Source organism: Serpentinimonas barnesii (genome assembly GCF_000696225.1).
Taxonomy (GTDB): Bacteria; Pseudomonadota; Gammaproteobacteria; order Burkholderiales; family Burkholderiaceae_C; genus Serpentinimonas; species Serpentinimonas barnesii.
Window position 1 is genome coordinate 1 of record NZ_BAWN01000026.1, and the last position, 14,849, is coordinate 14,849.

14 protein-coding genes are annotated in these 14,849 nt (G+C 66.7%); 1 reads left to right on the top strand and 13 read right to left on the bottom strand.

The features are described from left to right. Nucleotides 1–71: 71 nt before the first annotated feature. The 9 genes from bioF to SRAH_RS08305 all read right to left on the bottom strand — a co-directional run bounded on the left by bioF (nucleotide 72) and on the right by SRAH_RS08305 (nucleotide 9,293). Nucleotides 72–1,289, bottom strand: a complete 1,218-nt coding sequence (bioF, locus tag SRAH_RS08265) for an 8-amino-7-oxononanoate synthase (RefSeq protein ID WP_029462876.1) — start codon at nucleotides 1,287–1,289, stop codon at nucleotides 72–74. Next, nucleotides 1,255–2,688: an adenosylmethionine--8-amino-7-oxononanoate transaminase gene (gene bioA, locus SRAH_RS08270; RefSeq protein ID WP_029462877.1), complete on the bottom strand. Its 1,434-nt coding sequence runs from the start codon at nucleotides 2,686–2,688 to the stop codon at nucleotides 1,255–1,257. Before bioA ends, bioF begins: the two co-directional genes overlap by 35 nt. Beyond that, nucleotides 2,688–3,062 (bottom strand): ArsR/SmtB family transcription factor, encoded by a 375-nt coding sequence (locus SRAH_RS08275; protein WP_029462878.1) that lies wholly within the window; start codon nucleotides 3,060–3,062, stop codon nucleotides 2,688–2,690. Before SRAH_RS08275 ends, bioA begins: the two co-directional genes overlap by 1 nt. Nucleotides 3,063–3,162: 100 nt before the next feature. After that, nucleotides 3,163–5,082, bottom strand: coding sequence for a propionate--CoA ligase (locus tag SRAH_RS08280; RefSeq protein ID WP_029462879.1), 1,920 nt, complete (start codon nucleotides 5,080–5,082; stop codon nucleotides 3,163–3,165). Nucleotides 5,083–5,232: 150 nt separating this feature from the next. Beyond that, a complete protein-coding gene (clpB, locus tag SRAH_RS08285; protein ID WP_029462880.1) occupies nucleotides 5,233–7,839 on the bottom strand; it encodes an ATP-dependent chaperone ClpB in 2,607 nt (868 codons plus the stop codon). An 87-nt stretch (nucleotides 7,840–7,926) separates the two neighbouring features. Continuing rightward, entirely contained in the window at nucleotides 7,927–8,427 is a 501-nt protein-coding gene (locus tag SRAH_RS08290) for a molybdenum cofactor biosynthesis protein MoaE (RefSeq protein WP_232841022.1), read from the bottom strand. A 2-nt stretch (nucleotides 8,428–8,429) separates the two neighbouring features. Continuing rightward, nucleotides 8,430–8,684: a molybdopterin converting factor subunit 1 gene (gene moaD / locus SRAH_RS08295; RefSeq protein ID WP_029462882.1), complete on the bottom strand. Its 255-nt coding sequence runs from the start codon at nucleotides 8,682–8,684 to the stop codon at nucleotides 8,430–8,432. Between the two features lie 83 nt (nucleotides 8,685–8,767). Further along, nucleotides 8,768–9,058, bottom strand: a complete 291-nt coding sequence (locus SRAH_RS08300) for a type II toxin-antitoxin system RelE/ParE family toxin (RefSeq protein ID WP_029462883.1) — start codon at nucleotides 9,056–9,058, stop codon at nucleotides 8,768–8,770. Next, entirely contained in the window at nucleotides 9,051–9,293 is a 243-nt protein-coding gene (locus SRAH_RS08305; RefSeq protein ID WP_029462884.1) for a type II toxin-antitoxin system ParD family antitoxin, read from the bottom strand. Before SRAH_RS08305 ends, SRAH_RS08300 begins: the two co-directional genes overlap by 8 nt. A 272-nt stretch (nucleotides 9,294–9,565) precedes the next feature. Here SRAH_RS08305 and SRAH_RS08315 point away from each other — a divergent pair, with 272 nt between their 5' ends. Next, a complete protein-coding gene (locus SRAH_RS08315) occupies nucleotides 9,566–10,066 on the top strand; it encodes a HugZ family pyridoxamine 5'-phosphate oxidase (RefSeq protein ID WP_197537866.1) in 501 nt (166 codons plus the stop codon). A 21-nt stretch (nucleotides 10,067–10,087) separates the two neighbouring features. Here SRAH_RS08315 and SRAH_RS08320 read toward each other — a convergent pair whose 3' ends face one another. From SRAH_RS08320 to SRAH_RS08335, 4 genes are read right to left on the bottom strand one after another with little or no spacing between them, the layout of a single operon-like run. Continuing rightward, nucleotides 10,088–11,041, bottom strand: coding sequence for an NAD(P)H-dependent flavin oxidoreductase (locus SRAH_RS08320; RefSeq protein ID WP_029462886.1), 954 nt, complete (start codon nucleotides 11,039–11,041; stop codon nucleotides 10,088–10,090). Between the two features lie 9 nt (nucleotides 11,042–11,050). Next, complete coding sequence (locus SRAH_RS08325) at nucleotides 11,051–12,883, bottom strand: acyl-CoA dehydrogenase (RefSeq protein WP_029462887.1); 1,833 nt, start codon at nucleotides 12,881–12,883, stop codon at nucleotides 11,051–11,053. A gap of 60 nt (nucleotides 12,884–12,943) precedes the next feature. Next, complete coding sequence (locus SRAH_RS08330) at nucleotides 12,944–13,876, bottom strand: electron transfer flavoprotein subunit alpha/FixB family protein (RefSeq protein ID WP_029462888.1); 933 nt, start codon at nucleotides 13,874–13,876, stop codon at nucleotides 12,944–12,946. 19 nt (nucleotides 13,877–13,895) lie between these two features. Then, a complete protein-coding gene (locus tag SRAH_RS08335; RefSeq protein WP_029462889.1) occupies nucleotides 13,896–14,645 on the bottom strand; it encodes an electron transfer flavoprotein subunit beta/FixA family protein in 750 nt (249 codons plus the stop codon). Between the last annotated feature and the right edge of the window lie 204 nt (nucleotides 14,646–14,849).

Sequence of the window (14,849 nt, forward strand, 5' to 3'; positions counted from 1 at the left end):
TGGGGCTGGGGCTGGGGCTGGGGCTGGGGCTGGGGCTGGGGCTGGGGCTGGGGCTGGGGCGGTAGGAAGGGTCATGAATTCAATTCCTGCAAGGATTCGGCCAGCGCCGCCAGCAGGCGCTCCAGGTCGGCCTGGGTATGGCTGGCGCTGAAGGTGAGCCGCAGGCGCGCACTGCCCAGCGGCACAGTCGGCGGGCGGATCGCTGGCACGCGCAGGCCGCGCACCTGCAAGGCGGCGTCCAAGGCCAGCGTGCGCGCATTATCGCCGACGATCAGCGGCTGGATCGGGGTGTGCGAATCGGGCAGGTGCAGGCCGCCTTGCTCACCCTTTGCGGCCGCCAGCAAGGGCTGCACCCCAGCGCGCCAGCGCCCGATCAGGGCCTGGAGCTGCTGCCGGCGCGCCGCGCCTTCGGGGCCTTCGATCAAATCTAGGCTGCTTTGCAGCGCCTGCGCCAACGCGGGCGGCAGCGCCGTGGTGTAGATATAGGTGCGGCTGCGTTGCAGCAGCCATTCGACGATGCTGGGGTGCGCGGCCACGAAGGCCCCATACACGCCCGCCGCCTTGCCCAGCGTGCCCATGTAGATCAGGCGCTCGCTGCGCAGGCCAAAGTGCTGCAAGCAGCCGTGCCCACGCGCGCCCAGCACCCCAAAGCCGTGCGCGTCGTCGATGATCAGCCAGGCGTCGTGGCGCTCGGCCAGTTGCAGCAGCGCGGGCAGGTCGGCCAGGTCGCCGTCCATGCTGAACACCGAGTCGGTGACGATCAGCTTGAGCGGCGTGGTGCAGGCTTGCAACTGCTGCGCCAGCGCAGCCAGGTCGGCGTGCGGGTAGCGCTGCACCGCCGCCTTGGCCAGCCGCGCACCGTCGATCAGCGAGGCGTGGTTGAGTTGGTCGCAAAACAGCGTGGCCGCGGCCTCGCCCAAGGCCGTGAGCAGCCCGATGTTGGCCGCGTAACCGCTGCCAAACAGCAGCGCGCGCGCACCCGGAATGTGCGCCGCCTGCCAGTCGGCCAGCCGCTGCTCCAGCGCGACGTGCGCCGCGTAATGGCCGCTGACCAGGTGCGAAGCCCCGCTGCCCACGCCCCAGCGCCGCGCCCCGTCGGCCAGCGCCTGCACCAGCGCCGGGTGATTGGCCAGCCCGAGGTAGTCGTTGCTGCAAAAAGCCAGCAGCGGCTGTGGCGCGCCTTGCAGTTGCAGGTGCGGCTGGCAGGGTGTGGTGTGGGTGCGCAAGCGCCGCCGCAGGGCCGCGGCGTCGAGTTCAAGCAGTTGACGGTTCAGGTGTTCGATCAGCATCGGGGGGCCATGCGGCACCGGGGTAGCCAGCCGCCGCAGGGTTCAGGGTGGTATTCAGGGTCTGGATCAGGCGCTCGCCCAGCCAGCGCGCCAGCGCTGCATCGAGCACGTAGGGCGGCATCAGATAGACGGTGCGGCCGATCGGGCGAATCAGCAACTCGTGTGCGCGCCCCACCGTGTGCAGGCGCTCGGCAAAGCGCTCTGGTGCGTGCTCGGGGCGCACATCGAAGGCCCAGATCATGCCGCAGCGGCGCAGGTGTTGCAGGCGCGGGTCTTGCGCCAGCGGGGCCAGCGCGGTGTCGAGCACGGCCGCCAGGCGGGCGTTGTCGCCCAGCACATCGCGCTGCTCGAAGCGATCCAACACCGCCAGCGCGGCGCGGCAGGCCAGCGCGTTGCCGCTGTACGAGTGCGAGTGCAGGAAGCCGCGCGCCACGTCGTCGCTCAAAAAGGCGCGGTAGATGGCGCTGCGGCACAGCACCACCGAGAGCGGCAAAAAGCCGCCCGTGATGCCCTTGGACAGGCACAGCAGGTCGGGCCAGATGCCGGCTTGCTGGCAGGCAAAAAAGCTGCCGGTGCGGCCAAAGCCCACCGCGATTTCGTCGGCGATCAGGTGCACCTGGTAGCGCTCACACAGCTCGCGGGCGCGGCGCAGATAGTGCGCGTGGTGCATGGCCATGCCGGCCGCGCCCTGCACCAGCGGCTCGACGATCAGCGCCGCAATGTGGGCGTGGCGCTGCGCCAGCAGGGCCTCCAGCGCAGCGGCAGCGCGCTCGGCCACGGCGGCGGCGTCTTCACCCGGCCCGGCCAGGCGCGCATCGGGCGATGGCACGAGGTGCGCGCCGCCGTAGAGCAGCGGCGCGTAGGCGCTGCGAAACACTGGCACGTCGGTCACGGCCAGCGCGCCCAGCGTTTCGCCATGGTAGCCACCTTGCAGGCAGACGAACTCGCGCTTGCCCGGCTGGCCGCAGTTGCTCCAGTGGTGCACGCTCATCTTGAGCGCAATTTCCACCGCCGAAGCGCCGTCGCTGGCAAAGAACAGGTGCCCGAGCTGGCCACTGGTGCGCGAGCTCAGGCGCTCGGCCAGCTCCACCGCCGGGGCGTGGGTGCAGCCGGCCAGCATCACGTGCGGCAATTCGTCGAGCTGGGCCTTGAGGGCGGCGGCGATGCCGGGGTCGGCGTGGCCAAACAAGTTCACCCACCAACTGCTGCTGGTGTCGAAGTAGCGCCGCCCCTCGGGGTCGTAGAGCCAAGGGCCGCTGGCGCGCGCCACCGGCAGCGGCGGCACGGCGGCGGCGCGCTGCATTTGGGTGCAAGGGTGCCAGACGCTGGCCAGGCTGCGCTGCTGCCAAGCGGCGCTGGGTTCGCCCATCATCGAAACAGGGGGTTGCAAGGGTGCCATCAGGGCATGGTGGGTGGCACGAGGCGCTGCGAAACCGGCACCGAGGGTGGGTCATCGAGCTCGATCGCAATCTGGGTGCACACGCTGCGGCACAGGTTGACGGCGCGCGCGCTCTGCACCCGGTAAATCACTTGCGTGCCCTCTTTGCGCTTGGCCAGCACACCGGCGCGGTACAGCAAATTGAGGTGCTGCGACAGGTTGGGCTGGGTGGTGTCGATTTCGGCCAGCAACTCGGAGACGGATTTCTCCTTGTCGCACAGCGCGCTCAGGATGCGCAGGCGCATGGGCGTGGACAAGATGCCGAACAACTCGGCGGCGCGCTCAAACACGCGGTCATTGTCGTGAGTGGCCGCCGCGTCGTCGTGGGTGTGCATGGGTATGAACCGGAGGTTGCCAAACCTCAATGATAACCGTGCTGGCTTGCCCGGGCAGACCTGTCAAAGCCCGCAACGAACGCCAGCCCAGCCGACACGCTCAGCCCAGCAAATCCCGAATCTGCTGCAAGGTCGCTGGGTCGTCCAGGGTGCTGAGGTCGCCGGGGTCGCGGCCCTCGCAGACCGCCTGCATGGCGCGGCGCAGCAACTTGCCCGAGCGCGTTTTGGGCAGCGTGGTCACGAAGCAGACCCGCGCCGGGCGCGCCACGGCCCCGAGTTGTGCATCCACACACTGCATGATGGCCTGCTCTTGCTCTTGCACCGCTTCGGCCGAAGCCAGCAGCGCCGGGTTTTTGGACACCACAAACGCCACCGCCACCTGGCCCTTGAGCGCGTCGGCGCGGCCCACCACCGCCACCTCGGCCACATTGGGGTGGCTGGCTATGGCCTCCTCGATCTCGCGCGTGCCCAGCCGGTGCCCGGCAACGTTGATCACATCGTCGGTGCGGCCCAGAATGAAGTAAAAACCTTTTTCATCACGCAGGCCCCAGTCGAAGGTGCTGTAGAGCTCGCGCCCGGGGATGCTGGACCAGTAGGTGCGCAGGTAGCGCGCGTCGTCGCCCCACACGGTTTGCAAACAGCCCGGCGGCAGCGGCCCTGCAATGGCCAGCACGCCCTTGCGGTTCGGTTCGGTGATGTCTTGCCCCGTGCTCTCGTCCACCAGGCGCACATCAAAGCCATAGACCGCGCGGCCGGGTGAGCCGATCTGGCCCACGGCGCCGGGCTCGACGCCGCTGCACAGCGCCAGAATCGGCCAGCCGGTCTCGGTCTGCCAGTAGTTGTCGATGATGGGCTTGTGGATGGCGGCCCCAATCCAGCTCGCGGTCGGTTCATCGAGCGGCTCGCCCGCCAAAAACAGGGCTTTGAGGCTGGAGAGGTCGTATTGGCTCAGGTAGGCCGGGTCTTGCTTTTTGAGCACGCGCGCCGCCGTGGGGGCCGAGAACATCACGTTGACGCGGTATTTTTCTACCAGGCTCCACCAGATGCCTGCGTCGGGGCGGATCGGCAGGCCCTCGTACATCAGGGTGGCCATGCCGTTGAGCAGCGGGCCGTAGATGATGTAGCTGTGCCCAACCACCCAGCCGATGTCGGAGGTGGCAAAGAAGGTTTCGCCCGGCTGGCTGAGGTAGATGTGGCGCATCGAGGCCGCCAGCGCCACCGCGTAGCCGCCGGTGTCGCGCTGCACCCCCTTGGGCTTGCCGGTGGTGCCGCTGGTGTAGAGGATGTAGCTCGGCTCGCTGCTCTCTAGCCATTCGCACGGCACTTGGGCGTGCAGGAAGCGGGCCCGCGCAGTGGCGTAGTCCACATAGCATCCGGCCACCGGGCTGAGCGCGGCCAGGCCGCGGTTGACCATCAGCACCTGCTGCGGCGGGTGCTGGCTTAAGCGCAGCGCTTCGTCGAGCAAGGGCTGGTAGGGCAGCACCTTGCCGCCGCGCATGCCCGCGTCGGCGCTGACGATCAGGGCCGGGCGCGCATCGTCGATTCGGTTGGCCAGCGCGTGGCTGGCAAAACCGCCAAAAACCACCGAATGAATGGCCCCGATGCGCGCACAGGCCAGCATGGCAAAGGCGGCCTCGGCGATCATGGGCATGTAAATCAGCACCCGGTCGCCCTTGCGCACGCCCAGGTCAAGCAACACCGCCGCCATGCGCTGCACCTCGGCGTGCAGCTCGCGGTAGCTGTAAACCGTTTCAATCCCGGTTTCGGAGGACACATAGATGAGCGCGTTTTGCTCGGCGCGCTCGGGCAGGTGCCGATCGACGGCGTTGTGGCACAGGTTGGTGCGCCCACCCACAAACCAGCGCGCAAAGGCTGGCTGGCTGGCGTCGCAGACTTGCTCAAAGGGCTGCTGCCAATCGATCAGCTGCGCCTGCTCGGCCCAGAAAGCCTCGCGCTCGTCGATCGAGCGGCGGTAAAAGTCGGCGTAAGGGGCGCTGGGTGCGGCGGCGCTGGCGGTCATGGGGTTTGGCTCCTGACGGGGTGACCAAGGCGGCGGCCTTGGGGGTTTTTTCTTCAACTGGCGCGATTTTGTCCGCACGGCTTGCGCCTGCCTGACAAGCAGCGCGCCACTGCCCCCAAGGCGGGGTGACCGCCCCCCAGACCTCTGGCTTTAGGCTGGGTCGGCGGCGCCAAACTGGAACTGCCCCGGCGCCTGGATCGGGTCCACCTCCACCGTGATCACGCTTTTGGGCAAAAAGTGCCCCTCCAGAATCTGGCGCGAGAGCGGGTTTTCGATGCGCTGCTGGATGGCGCGCTTGAGCGGGCGCGCCCCAAACACCGGGTCGAAACCGACCTTGGCCAGCTCCGCCAGCGCCGCCTCGCTCACCTGCAAGCCCAGCTCGAGCCGCGCCAAGCGCTCGGCCAGCACCTGCAACTGGATGCGGGCGATGCGTGCGATGTGCTCGGCATTGAGGCCGTGAAAGAGCACGGTTTCGTCGATGCGGTTCAGAAACTCGGGCCTAAAGTGCTGCTTGAGCTCGCCCCACACCGCGTCCTTGATGTCCTCTGGGTCTTGCCCGACCATGGCTTGAATGAGCGGCGAGCCGATGTTGGAGGTCATGGCGATCACGGCGTTTTTGAAGTCCACCGTGCGCCCCTGGCCGTCGGTCAGGCGCCCGTCGTCGAGCACTTGCAGCAGCACGTTGAACACATCCGGGTGCGCTTTTTCCACTTCGTCGAGCAAGATCACGCTGTAGGGCTTGCGCCGCACCAGCTCGGTCAGGTAGCCGCCTTCCTCGTAGCCCACATAGCCCGGCGGTGCCCCGATCAGGCGCGCCACCGAGTGCTTTTCCATGAACTCGCTCATGTCGATGCGGATCAGGTGCTCCTCGCTGTCGAACAAAAACGCCGCCAGCGCCTTGCACAGCTCGGTCTTGCCCACGCCAGTAGGCCCCAAGAACAGAAAACTGCCCAGCGGCCGGTTCGGGTCGCTCAAGCCTGCGCGCGAACGCCGAATGGCATTGGCCACGGCCACGATGGCTTCGTCCTGCCCGACCACGCGCTGGTGCAACTTGCCCTCCATTTGCAGCAGCTTGTCGCGCTCGCCCTGCATCAGCTTGGCCACCGGAATGCCGGTGGCGCGCGCCACCACTTCGGCGATTTCCTCGGCCCCCACCTGGGTGCGCAAGAGCTTGGGCGCACCGGCTGTGCCCTCCCCCGCCGCTTCTTGGGCTTGCGCGTCGCGCAGGCGCTTTTCCAACTCGGGCAGGCGGCCGTATTGCAGTTCGGCCACGCGGTTGAAGTCGCCCTTGCGGGTCCATTCCTCAATCTGGATTTTGATCTGCTCGATGTCTTTGCGCACCTGGTCCGAGCCTTGGGCGGCGGCTTTTTCGCTTTTCCAGATTTCTTCCAGGTCGTTGGATTCGCGTTGCAGCTTGGTGAGCTCCTCTTCGAGCAGCGCCATGCGCTTTTGCGAGGCCTCGTCTTTTTCTTTGCGCACCGCCTCGCGCTCGATCTTGAGTTGGATCATGCGCCGATCCAGCTTGTCCATCGCCTCGGGCTTGGAGTCGATCTCGATCTTGATTTTGGCCGCGGCTTCGTCGATCAGGTCGATGGCCTTGTCGGGCAAAAAGCGATCCGTGATGTAGCGGTGGCTGAGCTCGGCCGCGGCGACGATGGCCGGGTCGGTGATTTCCACGCCGTGGTGCACTTCGTACTTTTCCTGCAGGCCGCGCAGGATGGCGACGGTGGCCTCCACGCTGGGCTCATCGACCAGCACCTTCTGGAAGCGCCGCTCCAGCGCCGCGTCTTTTTCCACGTATTTGCGGTATTCGTCGAGCGTGGTGGCACCGATGCAGTGCAGCTCGCCGCGCGCCAGCGCCGGTTTGAGCATGTTGCCGGCGTCGATCGCGCCCTCGGCCCGGCCCGCCCCGACCATGGTGTGCAGCTCGTCGATGAACAGGATGATGCGGCCCTCGTCGGCGGCCACTTCTTTGAGCACCGATTTCAGCCGCTCCTCGAACTCGCCCCGGTATTTGGCCCCGGCCAGCAGCCCGGCCATGTCGAGCACCAGCACGCGCTTGTCTTTCAGGCTCTCGGGCACTTCGCCCGCCACGATGCGCTGCGCCAGCCCTTCGACGATGGCGGTTTTGCCCACGCCAGGCTCGCCGATCAGCACCGGGTTGTTTTTGCTGCGCCGCTGCAGCACCTGGATGGCGCGCCGGATTTCGTCGTCGCGCCCAATCACCGGGTCCAGCTTGCCGGCGCGGGCGCGCTCGGTCAGGTCGAGGGTGTATTTTTTCAGTGCCTCGCGCTGGCCTTCGGCCTCGGGGCTGTCCACTTTCTGGCCGCCGCGCAGCGCGGCAATCGCTGCCTCCAGCGGCTGGCGCTTGAGGCCAGCCTGGCGTGCGGCATCGGCCAGCGCCAACTTGCTGTCGGCCAGCGCCAGCAAAAACAGCTCGCTGGCCACGAACTGGTCGCCGCGCTTGAGGGATTCTTTTTCTGCCGCCTGCAGCAGCCCCACGCAATCGCGCCCGACCTGCACCTGCTCTTGCCCCTGCACCGAGGGCAGCTTGGCCAGCGCCTCGTCGGCCGCCTGCGCCAGCGCCGCCACATTGACCCCGGCGCGCTGCAGCAGCGCCTTGGGGCCGTCGGGCTGGCGCAGCAGGGCGGAGAGCAGGTGCGCCGGTTCGATGTAGGCGTGATCCTGCCCCAGCGCCAAGGTCTGAGCTTCGTTGAGGGCCTGCTGGAATTTGGTGGTGAGTTTGTCGAGTCGCATACGCCGCTTTCGCAAAGGGTGGATGCAGCATAAGTTGGGGGCCAGACAGGAAATTTCAAGCGGCGCAGCCTGCCGCTGGGGCGCTGTTTAGCCCAAGCTGGCGTTGCTGGCCGCGATGCCCCATTTGGCCAGCGCCGCGTCGTCGCTGGCGCGCGCATCGACCCAGCGCGAACCGCTGGCACTGTGCTCTTTTTTCCAGAACGGCGCCTGGGTCTTGAGGTAGTCCATCAAAAATTCGCAGGCCTGAAAGGCTTGGCCCCGGTGCGCTGCCGTCACCGCCACCAGCACGATCTGCTCGCCCAGCCCCAGCCGCCCGACGCGGTGCAACACGCGCGCGCCAAAAATCTCAAAGCGCTGCCGCGCCTGCTCGATCATGCCCTCAATGGCGCGCTCGGTCATGCCGGGGTAGTGCTCCAGCTCCAGGCAGTCGAGCGCTTGACCCTCGTCCAGCGCCCTGACCGTGCCCACGAACACCGCAACTGCCCCCACCCGCGCATCGGCGGCGTGCAAGGCGGCCACTTCGGCGCTCAGGTCGAAATCCTCGGTCTGGATGCGCACCTGCGCCAATGCTGCGGGCTGTGGCGCCACCTTCAGCCCCCTGTCACCGGCGGGAAAAAAGCCACCTCGTCGCCGTCCTTGAGCGGCGCCGACTCCGGCACCATGTCCTGGTTCAGCGCCGCACGCACCGCACGCCCGCGCGCCAGCGCCTCAGCCCAAGCGCCGCCGCGAGCGATCAGCTCGTCGCGCAAGTCGGCCACCGTGGCCGCCGCCGTGGGCAGCCTCAACTCGGTCGCCCCCAAGGCCTCGCGCAGGGCGGCAAAAAACCGGATTTGGATGGTGTGCATGGGCGCTCGCTGGGTGCGTCTGCTGGAAGTACCGGGATTGTAGGGATTTGCAGCCTCAGGCTGCTAGAACGCCACCGCTTGGGCTAAAGATGCCGCTCGGCGTCCTGCCTTTGGTGCAGGATGCGAATCACGTCCAGATGGTCTTGGTAGTTCAGAAAATAGACCACGTGAGAGCCACACAGGTACTTCATGAAGTCCGGCAGAACATCGGCGGGACGGCCCTGCTTGGTGCCCGCCGCCAGTCCCTCAAATGCCGCCACAAGCTTGTGATGGTAGTCGTCCGCCTGCTCGATCGACCAATGCTTCAGCGTGTAGATCCATATTTCCTCGAGGTCTGCCTCGGCCAGCGGGGATAGTCGATAGGGCTTAGCCACGCTGTGCGTGCATTCGGCTCAAAAACGCAGTGCTATCGAACGGGCGCGGTTCACCAGATTGAAGGCCTGCGTTCAGCGCCTCTTGCAGCGCCTTCACCTTGGCTTCATGCTCCTCCAGCAAGCGCAAACCTGCCCTGACGACATCGCTGGCTGAACCATAACGCCCGCCCTGCACTTGGGCATCAATGAAGTTGGCGAAGTGTGGCCCGAGGGCTACGGATGTGTTTCGGCTCATAAGGCAAGCTCCTATTCAGGCCGCAAAATATACCAAACTTTGGTACTTTTTGCACGCGCCTTGGGTTGCGTCGAAGCCGGGGATGCGGCCCCGCCCCGCCAATCTGGCGATGTTTTCCAGAAACCGCACCCCTTGCGCGAGCTTGCGTGCACCCATTGAATGAACAGGGTTTAATCCTGTCACTGCCAGATTGGTCTGCGCAATGCCATGCACCACAGAGCGCGGGCCACCAGCCGTCTTTCGCGCCCCCACGCTTGCACTACACTGCCAGCGTGAGCATACCCGACGCCGACCTCCACTTGCTGCAGCGCCTGCTGCAAGCGCAGCGCTTGGCCGCGCTGGCCACCCTGCACCGGGGCGAACCGGCGGCGTCGATGGTGCCTTTTGCGCTGCTGCCCGCGTGCGGCAGCGCAGTCATCCACGTCAGCCGGCTGGCCACGCACAGCAAAGACATGCAAGAGCAGCCGGCGGTGGCGCTGCTGGTCCAGGCCGAAGCGCAAGAGGGCGACAACCCGCTGGCACGGCCGCGCCTGAGCCTCAAGGGCCGCGCCCTGCCCTGCCCGCCCGATTCACCGCGCTACGCCGCCGCCCGCGCCGCCTACTTGGAGCGGCTGCCCGAGGCGCTGGAGCTGTTCTCGTTTCCAGATTTTTCGCTGTTCCTGATCGAGCCGCAGTCGGCGCGCTTCGTGGCTGGCTTTGGCCGCGCCTACTCGCTCACGGCCGAGCGCTGGCGCGCCGTGCTGGCACCCACAGCAAGCGCCGCCGGGAACTGAACCCCCGGCAGCGCAGCTGCTTTAACCCAGCAGCCGCTGGCGCGCCTGCGCGTACTCGCGCTTGAGTTGCGCCACCCGCTCGGCTGCGGGCAGCACGCGGTCGATCACGCCGATGCCTTGGCCGCAGCCCCAGATGTCTTTCCAGGCCTTGGCGGCAGCACCGCCAAAGTTCATCGCGCTCGGGTCGCTCTCGGGCAGCTTGTCAGGGTCCAGCCCGGCGTTGCGGATCGAGGCCTTGAGGTAGTTGCCGTGTACGCCGGTGAACAGGTTGCTGTAAACGATGTCGTCCGAGTTGCTGTCCACCACGCACTGCTTGTATTCGGCGCTGGCGCGCGCTTCCTCGGTGGCGATGAAGGCCGAGCCGATGTAGGCAAAATCCGCCCCCATGGCCTGCGCCGCCAGCACCGCGCCGCCGCTGGCGATGGAGCCCGAGAGCGCCAGCGGGCCATCGAACCACTGGCGAATTTCTTGCACCAGCGCGAAGGGGCTTTTCACGCCCGCGTGCCCACCGGCGCCAGCGGCCACCGCCACCAGCCCGTCGGCACCCTTTTCAATCGCCTTGTGCGCAAAGGCGTTGTTGATGATGTCGTGCAGCACCACCCCGCCCCAGCTGTGCACGGCCTGGTTCACGTCGGTGCGGGCGCCCAAGCTGGTGATGACGATCGGCACACTGTACTTGGCGCACAGGGCCAGGTCCTGCTCCAGCCGGTCGTTGCTCTTGTGCACGATCTGGTTGATGGCAAAGGGGGCCGCGGGTTGCTCCGGGTGCGCGCGGTCGTGCGCGGCCAGCGCCTCGGTGATTTCGGCCAGCCACTCGTCGAGCTGCGAGGCCGGGCGCGCATTGAGCGCCGGCATGGAGCCCACGATGCCCGCTTGGCACTGGGCGATCACGAGTTTGGGGTTGCTGATGATGAACAGCGGTGCGCCGATGACCGGAAACGGCACGCGCTGCAAGGCGGCTGGCAAGTGAGACATAAAGTTTGCTTAAAAAGATTCAGGGGCCATTTCGGTCACGGCGGCGTGCCCTTGCACGATGCTGTCGCGCTGGCTGCCAGCGCGGCTGAGCAGGTGGTCGGCATAAAAGCGCGCGGTCAGGATTTTGCTGCGCATGAAATCGGCCTCGTTGCCAGCGGCCAGCTCGCGTTCGGCCACCAGCAGGGCCCGCGCCATTTGCCAGCCCGCCACCAAGTTGCCACCCAGCAGCAGGTAGGGCACGCTGCCGGCAAAAACGGCGTTCGGGTCGGACTTGGCGTTTTCGAGCACGAACTCCAGCACCTCCAGAAAAGCCAGCCGCGCCGCTTGCAGCCGCTGGCACACGGCCAGCGCGTGGGCGCTGCCGCTGGCTTGCAGCTCGGCTTCGGTGCGCTCGATCTGTGCCGCCACGGCGCGCGCGGTGCGGCCGCCGTCGCGCAGGGTTTTGCGCCCCACCAAGTCATTGGCCTGGATGGCCGTGGTGCCTTCGTAGATGGTGAGGATGCGGGCGTCGCGGTAGTACTGCGCAGCCCCGGTTTCTTCGATGAAGCCCATGCCGCCGTGCACCTGCACCCCAAGCGAGGCGACTTCGATGCTCATTTCGGTGCTGTAGCCCTTGACCAGCGGCACCAAAAATTCGTAAAACGCGGCGTGCTGCTGGCGCTGCTCGGCCTCGGGGTGGTGGTGCGCGCCGTCGTAGGCCGCTGCCGCCACGCTGGCCATGGCGCGGCAGCCTTCGGTGTAGGCGCGCATGGTGAGCAGCATGCGTTTCACGTCCGGGTGCACAATGATCGGCGCCGCCGCCGCCAAGCTGCCATCCACCGGGCGGCTTTGCAGCCGATCGCGCGCATAGCCCACCGCCTTCTGGTAGGCCCGTTCGGCCACCGCAATGCCCTGCACGCCCACCGCGTAGCGCGCCGCGTTCATCATGATGAACATGGTTTCCAGCCCGCGGTTTTCTTGCCCCAGCAAATAGCCTATGGCACCCGGCCCCGTGGGCAACTTGCCCGCCAGGCCGTCGCCAAATTGCAGCACCGCCGTCGGGCTGGCCTTGATGCCCAGCTTGTGCTCGATGCTCACGCAGTGCACATCGTTGCGCGGCCCCAAAGAACCGTCAGGGTTGAGCAAAAACTTGGGCACAATGAACAGGCTGATGCCTTTGACCCCCTCGGGCGCGCCGGGGGTGCGCGCCAGCACCAGGTGCACGATGTTGGAGGCCATATCGTGCTCACCGTAGGTGATGTAGATTTTGGTGCCAAACACCTGGTAGCGGCCATCGGGCTGCCCGGCGGCGTCGTGCAGCGGCACGGCGCGGCTGCGAACCAGCGCCAGGTCCGAGCCGGCCTGCGGCTCGGTCAGGTTCATGGTGCCGGTCCACTCGCCCGAAATCATTTTGGGCAGGTAGGTCTGCTGCTGCTCCGGCGTGCCGGCAATCAGCAGCGCCTCGATGGCGCCGTCGGTGAGCAGCGGGCACAGGGCAAAGCTGAGGTTGGCGGAGTTGAGCATCTCCACGCACGCGGCCCCAATGGCCTTGGGCAGGCCCTGGCCGCCAAACTGCACCGGGTGCTGCAAACCCTGCCAGCCGCCCTCGGCAAACTGGCGAAACGCCTGCTTGAAGCCCGGCGTGGTGCTGACCTTGCCATCGTGATAGGACGATGGGTACTTGTCGCCCTCCCAGTTCAGCGGCGCAATCACCTCTTGGTTTAGGCGCGCGCATTCTTCCAGAACCGCCTGCGCGGTTTCCAGCCCGGCGTCTTCGAAGCCGGGCAGGCTGGCCACCTGCTCCAGCCCGGCCAGGTGCTGGAGGTTGAACATCAGGTCTTTGACCGGGGCGACGTAGCTCATCTTTTATCTCCGTTTAGCAGGGTTTGCGGGCAGCCCAAGCGCTGCCCGTTTTGCGCAGGCTTACAGCGCCTTGACCAGCTCCGGCAGCGCCGTGAACAGGTCGGCTTCGAGGGCGTAGTCGGCCACGCCAAAGATCGGGGATTCCGGGTCTTTGTTGATGGCCACGATCACCTTGGAGTCTTTCATGCCGGCCAGGTGCTGGATCGCGCCCGAAATGCCCACGGCAATGTAGAGCTGCGGCGCCACGATCTTGCCGGTCTGCCCGACTTGCAAATCGTTGGGCGCATAGCCCGCATCCACGGCGGCGCGGCTGGCTCCAATGGCGGCCCCGAGCTTGTCGGCCAGCGGCGTGAGCAGCTCCTTGAACTTCTCGGCGCTGCCCAGCGCCCGGCCACCGCTGACGATCACCTTGGCCGCCGAGAGTTCGGGCCGGTCGTTCTTGGCCAGCTCGCTGCCCACGAAGGTGCTCAAGCCGCTGTCGGCCACTGCCGCCACGGTTTCGATGGTGGCGTTGCCGCCGCTGGCGGGCGCGGCGTCGAAGCCGGTGCCGCGCACCGTGAGCACTTTCACGGCGTCCAGGCTTTGCACCGTGGCCACGGCGTTGCCGGCGTAGATGGGGCGCTCGAAGGTGTCGGGGGCGAGCACCTTGGTGATCTCGCTCACCTGCGCCACGTCGAGTAGAGCGGCCACGCGCGGGGCCACGTTCTTGCCGCTGGCGGTGGCGGCAAACACGATGTGGCTGTAGCCAGCGGCCAGCGCCAGCACCTGCGCCGCCAGGTTTTCGGCCAGGCCGTGCGCCAGCGCCGGGCCGTCGGCGTGCAGCACCTTGCTCACCCCGGCGAGCTGCGCGGCGGCAGCGGCAGCGGGTGCGGCCTGGTGGCCCGCCACCAGCACGTGCACTTCTGGGGCGCAAGCCAAGGCGGCAGTGAGGGCGTTGCGCGTTGCGCCTTTGAGCGAGGCGTGGTCGTGTTCAGCAATGAGGAGTGCGGTCATGATGGGTTGTTCTCCAGTCTCAGATCACTTTGGCTTCGTTGCGCAGCTTGTCGACCAGCTCGGCCACGCTGCCGACCCGGATGCCGGCCTTGCGCGCGGCGGGCTCGGCCACTTTGAGGGTTTTGAGGCGCGGGGTCACGTCCACGCCCAGATCGGCCGGGGTCACGGTGTCGAGCGGCTTTTTCTTGGCCTTCATGATGTTGGGCAGGGTCACGTAGCGCGGCTCGTTGAGGCGCAAGTCGGTGCTCACCAGCGCGGGCAGGCTCAGGCTGAGCGTTTCCAGCCCGCCATCGACTTCGCGCGTCACGCGCGCCCGGCCCTCGATCACTTCCACTTTGGAAGCAAAAGTGGCTTGGGGCAGCTTGGCCAAGGCGGCCAGCATTTGGCCGGTCTGGTTGGCGTCGTCGTCGATCGCCTGCTTGCCCAAAATCACCAGGCCGGGCTGCTCTTTGGCCACCAAGGCAGCGAGCAGCTTGGCCACCGCCAGCGGCTGCAGCTCGGCCTCGGTCTGCACCAAAATGGCCCGATCGGCCCCAATCGCCATGGCGGTGCGCAGGGTCTCCTGGCACTGCGCCACGCCGCACGACACCGCGATCACTTCGGTGGCCACGCCTTTTTCTTTCAGGCGCACCGCCTCCTCGATGGCGATTTCGTCAAAGGGGTTCATGCTCATCTTGACGTTGGCGATGTCCACGCCCGTGCCGTCGGCCTTGACGCGCACCTTGACGTTGTAGTCCACCACGCGCTTGACGGGGACGAGAATTTTCATGCCTTGCTCCTGTGATTGAGGGTGAAACGGCGCACGCCGAGTTGACGTTTACGTAAACGTCAAGATTTTACGCACACCAAAAATAGAACGACCGTTCTTTTTTTCGAAATTATAGACGCGCACGGGCTGGATGGGGTGGGATTTCTTGACCCGATGCTGCGCCATACCCCGCAACCAGGGTAATCCCCTAGGATGTGGCAAATG

Coding starts and splice junctions, on each gene's coding strand:
- bioF (WP_029462876.1), bottom strand. CDS start 1,289: ATGCTGATCGAACACCTGAACCGTCAACTGCTTGAACTCGACGCCGCG.
- bioA (WP_029462877.1), bottom strand. CDS start 2,688: ATGGCACCCTTGCAACCCCCTGTTTCGATGATGGGCGAACCCAGCGCC.
- SRAH_RS08275 (WP_029462878.1), bottom strand. CDS start 3,062: ATGCACACCCACGACGACGCGGCGGCCACTCACGACAATGACCGCGTG.
- SRAH_RS08280 (WP_029462879.1), bottom strand. CDS start 5,082: ATGACCGCCAGCGCCGCCGCACCCAGCGCCCCTTACGCCGACTTTTAC.
- clpB (WP_029462880.1), bottom strand. CDS start 7,839: ATGCGACTCGACAAACTCACCACCAAATTCCAGCAGGCCCTCAACGAA.
- moaD (WP_029462882.1), bottom strand. CDS start 8,684: ATGCACACCATCCAAATCCGGTTTTTTGCCGCCCTGCGCGAGGCCTTG.
- SRAH_RS08305 (WP_029462884.1), bottom strand. CDS start 9,293: ATGAGCCGAAACACATCCGTAGCCCTCGGGCCACACTTCGCCAACTTC.
- SRAH_RS08320 (WP_029462886.1), bottom strand. CDS start 11,041: ATGTCTCACTTGCCAGCCGCCTTGCAGCGCGTGCCGTTTCCGGTCATC.
- SRAH_RS08325 (WP_029462887.1), bottom strand. CDS start 12,883: ATGAGCTACGTCGCCCCGGTCAAAGACCTGATGTTCAACCTCCAGCAC.
- SRAH_RS08330 (WP_029462888.1), bottom strand. CDS start 13,876: ATGACCGCACTCCTCATTGCTGAACACGACCACGCCTCGCTCAAAGGC.
- SRAH_RS08335 (WP_029462889.1), bottom strand. CDS start 14,645: ATGAAAATTCTCGTCCCCGTCAAGCGCGTGGTGGACTACAACGTCAAG.